The following is a 5,648-nucleotide window of genomic DNA, read 5'->3' as shown; positions in this document are numbered from 1 at the left end:
CCCCGCGCACGTGCGCGGGGGCCGGGCGGTCGTGGTTCTCCGGGCGTGGTGCCCGGGGTCAGGCCACGGTGACGGTGAGGAGGCCGTCCGGGGTGGGGGTGACGGTGATGCCGGTGAGGGTGGCCGCGTGGGCGTCCGGGTGGTGGGGGAGGGCGCGGGGGCCGATGCCGATGACGCGGGCGCCGGCGGCCTTGGCGGCGGCGATGCCGGCGCCGGAGTCCTCGAAGGCGAGGCAGTCGGCGGGGGCGAAGCCGAGGGCGGCGGCGCCCTTGAGGAAGCCCTCGGGGTCGGGCTTGCCGGCGCCGACGGACTCGGCGGTGATCAGGACGGGCGGCAGCGGGAGGCCGGCCGCGGCCATCCGGACCCGGGCGAGCGGTTCGTCGGCGGAGGTGACCAGGGCGTGCGGGAGGCCGGCCAGGGAGGCGAGGAAGGCGGGGGCTCCGGGGACCGGGACGACGCCCTCGGTGTCGGCGCGCTCCTCGGCGAGCATCCGCTCGTTGTCGGCCAGGTTGGCCTCGACCGGGCGCTCGGGAAGCAGCACGGCCATGGTCGTGTGGCCCTGCCGCCCGTGGGCGACGGCGAGCACCTCGGCGGGGTCCAGGCCGTGTCGTTCGGCCCAGCGGCTCCAGCAGCGTTCGACCACGGCGTCGGAGTCGACCAGGGTGCCGTCCATGTCCAGGAGGAGGGCGCGGGCGGTCAGCCGTATGGGGGTGGTGGGCACGGGAAAGCTCCTCGGGGAAGGGGGTGGGAAGGATCAGCCGAGCAGGTGGGCGTTGACCGCCCGTGCTTCCTCGGCCAGCTCCGGCAGCTCCAGCACCTCGACGCCGGCCGCCGTCAGCAGGGCGGTGCCCTGGCAGTCCGTGACGAACAGGTCCGGCTCGCGCCAGGCGACCACCACGCGCGGGACGCCCGCCGCCAGGAGCAGCCGGGCGCACGGTGTCGGCCGTGAGGCGCGCTGCCCGCAGGGCTCCAGCGAGCTGTAGACGGTCGCGCCGCGCAGCCGGGGATCGCCCGCCGGGAGCTTGGCCAGGGCCGCCTCCTCGGCGTGGTCGTGCGGGTCCGACTCCCGGCTGTAGCCCTCCGCCAGCACGGTGCCGTCGGCTCCGACGATCACCGCGCCGACGGAGAAGGCCGTCCCGGACGGCGGGCAGCGGCGGGAGAGTTCGACGGCCCGGCGCAGGTGGTCGAGGTCGGCGGCGGTGGCGGACTGGGTCACGGCGCGGGCTCCTTCGGGGCGTACCTGAGCAGGACGACATCGCCCACGGTACGTGCCTCCAGCAGTCGCATCCGCCGGGTCGGGCCGCCCGGGAACGCGGCCGGGCGGACGAACCGGGGTGCCCCGGCCTGGCCGACCAGCAGGGGGGCGACGGCCAGCTGGAGCTCGTCCGCCAGCCCCTGGGACAGGAACTGGGTGTGCACGCCGCCGCCGCCCTCGACCATCAGCCGGCGCACCCCGCGCGCCCCCAGGTCGTCCAGCACCGCGCCGAGGTCCACCGCGTCGCCGAGCGCGACGACCTCGACCGGCGAGTCCAGCCGCGGGCGCAGCACCGCCGCCCCGGTGTCCGTGCTGTAGACGAGCTTGGCGCCGCCGGTGTGCCAGAACCGCAGACCGGCGTCGAGCGCGCCGCTCGCGCTGAGCGTCACCTTCAGCGGGTGTTCGGGCCGGCCGGCCGCCCGCGGGGGGGCCCGGCGGCCGGGGTCGCCGACCAGCAGCCGGGGGTTGTCCGCGCGCAGCGTGTTGCCGCCGACCAGGATCGCGTCGGCGGCCGCGCGCTCCTCGTCGACCCGGTCGAAGTCGGCGGCGTTGGAGAGCAGCAGCCGCTCGGGGGAGGCGTCGTCGAGGTGGCCGTCGAGCGAGACGGCGGCGCTGAGCAGGACGAAGGGGCGCGGGCCGGGCATGGGCGGGGACCGTTCTGTCGGGGGCGCCTCCACGGTACGGCGGCCCGGCGCGGTCCGGGCCCGCGCCGGCCGATCGGCCGACATGTGAGACGGATCTTCTCGGGATTCGGACATCGGAGTAGCGTCACGGAGCGTCGGAACCGACCACGTCCGAGGGGGACGCCATGACCGAACCGCAGCCCGCCGCCGTCTACACCCACGGCCACCAGGAGGCCGTGCTGCGCTCGCACCGCTCCCGCACCGCCGCCGACTCGGCCGGCTACCTGCTGTCCGAACTGCGGCCCGGGCAGTCCCTGTTGGACGTCGGCTGCGGGCCGGGCACGATCACCGCGGACCTCGCCGAGCTGGTCGGCCCAGAGGGGCGGGTGGTCGCCGTGGACACCTCCGCCGAGGTGCTGGAGCAGGCGGCCGGGCACGCCGCCGCCCGGGGTCTGTCCCAGGTCGTCTTCGAGCGCGCCGACGTGCACCGACTGCCCTACGGGGACGGCGAGTTCGACGTGGTGCACGCCCACCAGGTGCTCCAGCACGTGGCCGACCCGGTGGCCGCGCTGCGCGAACTGCGGCGGGTGACGGCGCCGGGCGGCGTGGTCGCGGTGCGGGACGTCGACTACGCCTCGATGACCTGGTTCCCGGAGGTGCCCGCGCTGGACCGGTGGCTGGAGCTGTACCGGCGCACCGCCCGTGCCAACGGCGGTGAGCCGGACGCCGGCCGGCGGCTGCTGTCCTGGGCCCGCGCGGCCGGCTTCGCCGAGGTCACCGCGAGCGCCACGACCTGGACGTTCGCGACGCCCGAGCGGCGCGCCTGGTGGGGCGGGATGTGGGCGGACCGCGTGACGGGCACCGCGCTGGGCCGTACGGCGGTCGAGCGGGGCTTCGCGGAGCCGGACGAACCGGACCGGATCGCGGACGGCTGGCGGGAGTGGAGCGCCGCCGGGGACGGCTGGTTCTCGATGCTGCACGGCGAGGTCCTGGCCCGGGGCTGAGCGGGCGGGCGGCGGCCGGGGAAGGGCGGGCAGGTGTTCGGAAAGATCGGGTAAAGTCGCGCGACCGTTCAGATCGGGCCCGTTCGGGTCCGAGCCATGGTGCCGGGGCCGGGCCGATGCCCGTTCCGGCGGGTTGGGGGAGTCCACGTGTCCACGCCTGAGTCCGAGCGGCCCGCCTCGGGGCCGCAGTCGCCCGCGGCCACGGCGGCCGGTGCGGACGTGGGCGCGGGTGCGGAGCCGGCAGCGGTGGTGGCAACCGCGCCGGAAGCGGCGCCGAAGGCTCCGGCGGCCGGTCAGGACCCGCGGGTCGACTTCCGTAGGGACGCGGTCGAGACCGAGGGGCTCGCCGAGCCCGAGCGGGCGGCCCCGGTGGACCCCTGGGCCGCACCCGACCTCACCGCCGGCCCGTTCGCCACCCCGCCCGTCGCCACCCCGTTCGCCGCGCCGGCCCCCCAGGCCGTCCCGCCGTCGGCCGCCCCGCCCCAGCCGCCGCACCCGCTGCCCGCCGGCGGCTGGGCCTCCGCGGCCCCCGTCACCCCCGCCGAACCCGCGGCCCGGCCGGGCTTCCCGCCGGGCCACCCCTACGGCCCGGTGCCGGCCCCCGGCATGCCCTTCGCCGCCCCCGGCCCCGCCCCCACCAGCGGTCTGGCCGTCGCCTCCCTGGTCACCGGCCTGCTCCTGGTGGCCCCGGTGGCCCTGGTGCTCGGGATCGTCGCGCTGGTCCGGATCAACCGCCGCGGGGAGCGCGGCTCCGGTCTGGCGGTGACCGGCCTGGTGCTCGGCACGATCGGCACGCTGCTGCTGGCCCTCGGGCTCGGCGCCGCCGACTTCGGCTCGGCGCGGGACGGCCGCTTCGGCCGGCCCCTGAAGGCGCCGGCCGGCTCGGTGGCCTGGTCCGACCTCAAGGCCGGCGACTGCTACGACTCCCCCCGGGGCGGAACGACGGAGGGCGGGGACGGCGACGCGAAGGTGTACTGGGTGCACCGGCTGGCCTGCGCCGACCCGCACCACGGCGAGGTGGCGGGCACCGCCGGCCTCCCGAGCGCCGACGGTCCGTACCCGGGCGAGAGCGAGGTCCGCGCGTCGGCCGCCCGGCTGTGCCACAAGGTGCTGGGCGACTACGCGTTCGACCAGTGGGTCGTCCCGGACGGCATGGACGACGTCTACCTCTACCCGACCGCGAAGAACTGGGCGTCCGGCGACCGCTACGTGACCTGCGCCTTCGAGGACCGCGAGGACCGGCACCAGGGCACGGTCCGCACCGACCGGAGCCGGCTGACCGCGCCCCAGCTGGCCTACCTGGAGGCCGCCCGGGGCTTCAACGACGCGTACCTGGACCAGCCGGCGGGGGAGGTCTCCGACGCCGAGGCCGAGTACCGGGTGTGGGCCCGTCAGGTGGCCGCGGCCACCCGGGCCGAGGCGGCGGCGCTGAGCGCGCCGTCGGCGCCCTGGCCCGCCGAGGTCCAGCCGAAGATCGCCAAGCTGGTCGAGGCCAAGTCCCAGGCGGCGGCCGCCTGGGACGCGATGGCCTCCGGCGGCGACGTGGAGGGGGACTTCCGCCGCGCCGGGGTGCTGGAGGCCAAGACGGGGCCGACGGTCCTGGAGATCCGCCGCGGGCTGAGCCTGTCCACCGGCGAGCAGGCCCCCGACCTGCGGGTCTGAGCGGCCTCCCGGCCGGTTACCGAGCGTTGACCGTACCCACACCCGCTGGTAACCCGCCGACCGTACGGTGACGGGCACGTCCCCGGCCCGACCCCCACGCGAGCCGGGGACCGACCGCCCCGCGCCCGGGCGCGCGACAGCCCGTGCGCGCCCCGGTACCCTCCGGCCATGGGCACCTACCGGGTGATGCGGCAGGACGACAACGGCAACCGCTTCCTGGTCGCCAGGGACCTCGACCGGGCCGCGGCCCGACGGCTGGCCGCCGAGTTCGAGGCCCGCGGCCACAAGCAGATGTACTGGGTGGAGGAGGACGGGGCGGCCCGGCCGGAGCCGGCGGACGGGACGGTCCGCAACGCCTGAACCCGTAGGGTCGGGCCCATGGACGCGACCGCCGCCACCCCCGCCGCCCCCGCCGCCGGCCCCGAGGGCCCCGCCGCCCCCCGGATCGTCGTCGGCGGCGCCCTGGTCCGCCACGGCCGGGTGCTCGCCGCCCGGCGCAACGCGCCCGAGTCGGTGGCCGGGCGGTGGGAGTTCCCCGGCGGGAAGGCCGAGCCCGGCGAGACCGAGGCGCGGGCACTGGAACGGGAGCTGCTGGAGGAACTCGGCGTACGGGCGCGCGCGCTGACCCGGCTGCCGGGCGCGTGGGCCGTGCGCCCCGGCCTGGAGCTGCGCTTCTGGGCCGCCGAATTGCTGGCCGGTGAGCCGCGCGCGCTCCAGGACCACGACGAGCTGCGCTGGCTGGGCCCGGACGAGCTGGACACGGTGGACTGGATCGACCACGACCGTGACGTACTGCCGCACGTCGCCGAGCTGCTGCTCACGGCCGAGAGCCCGGCGCCCGCCGAGGGCGCGCAAGGCTCCGACGACACACCTCCCCCGGGCGACGCGCCGTCCGCCGAGTAGGTCAATCGGACAAGACGACCCGGCCGCCGGGATAGCCTGGATGCCGCTGGGTATGTCACTTTTCGGCACTATTCGTCACCATCGGTGAGCCGTTCCCAGCCGGCGACGCCGATCCCGACCAGAGCCGGAGGCCCCGTCGGTGTCGAGTACCGGGAACGGCGGCGGGGGAGAGCGGCGGGCAGGCTCCCCGGGGAGCGCCGC

The 5,648-nt window shown here is 77.3% G+C and carries 5 protein-coding genes and 1 pseudogene; 4 read left to right on the top strand and 2 right to left on the bottom strand.

The window, feature by feature from the left end; genetic code table 11:
- Positions 1–58: 58 nt before the first annotated feature.
- Positions 59–721 (bottom strand): HAD-IA family hydrolase, encoded by a 663-nt coding sequence (locus tag ACFRMQ_RS37205; protein WP_380735279.1) that lies wholly within the window; start codon positions 719–721, stop codon positions 59–61.
- Positions 722–754: 33 nt separating this feature from the next.
- Positions 755–1,899: pseudogene (locus ACFRMQ_RS37200) on the bottom strand (dihydrofolate reductase family protein).
- Between the two features lie 164 nt (positions 1,900–2,063).
- On the opposite strand from ACFRMQ_RS37200, the gene ACFRMQ_RS37195 reads away from it, so the two are divergent.
- The 4 genes from ACFRMQ_RS37195 to ACFRMQ_RS37180 all read left to right on the top strand — a co-directional run bounded on the left by ACFRMQ_RS37195 (position 2,064) and on the right by ACFRMQ_RS37180 (position 5,447).
- A complete protein-coding gene (locus ACFRMQ_RS37195; RefSeq protein WP_380735278.1) occupies positions 2,064–2,882 on the top strand; it encodes a methyltransferase domain-containing protein in 819 nt (272 codons plus the stop codon).
- Between the two features lie 147 nt (positions 2,883–3,029).
- Entirely contained in the window at positions 3,030–4,544 is a 1,515-nt protein-coding gene (locus ACFRMQ_RS37190; protein WP_380735277.1) for a DUF4190 domain-containing protein, read from the top strand.
- Positions 4,545–4,712: 168 nt separating this feature from the next.
- Positions 4,713–4,904 (top strand): SPOR domain-containing protein, encoded by a 192-nt coding sequence (locus ACFRMQ_RS37185; RefSeq protein ID WP_380735276.1) that lies wholly within the window; start codon positions 4,713–4,715, stop codon positions 4,902–4,904.
- An 18-nt stretch (positions 4,905–4,922) separates the two neighbouring features.
- On the top strand, positions 4,923–5,447 hold the full coding sequence (locus tag ACFRMQ_RS37180; protein WP_380735274.1) for an NUDIX domain-containing protein: 525 nt from the start codon (positions 4,923–4,925) through the stop codon (positions 5,445–5,447).
- The last annotated feature ends 201 nt before the right edge of the window (positions 5,448–5,648 follow it).

Origin of the sequence: Kitasatospora sp. NPDC056783 (genome assembly GCF_042789895.1) — a bacterium.
GTDB lineage: Bacteria > Actinomycetota > Actinomycetes > Streptomycetales > Streptomycetaceae > Kitasatospora.
This window is presented reverse-complemented; position numbering and strand designations above follow the sequence as displayed.

Coding starts and splice junctions, on each gene's coding strand:
- ACFRMQ_RS37180 (WP_380735274.1), top strand. CDS start 4,923: ATGGACGCGACCGCCGCCACCCCCGCCGCCCCCGCCGCCGGCCCCGAG.
- ACFRMQ_RS37195 (WP_380735278.1), top strand. CDS start 2,064: ATGACCGAACCGCAGCCCGCCGCCGTCTACACCCACGGCCACCAGGAG.
- ACFRMQ_RS37185 (WP_380735276.1), top strand. CDS start 4,713: ATGGGCACCTACCGGGTGATGCGGCAGGACGACAACGGCAACCGCTTC.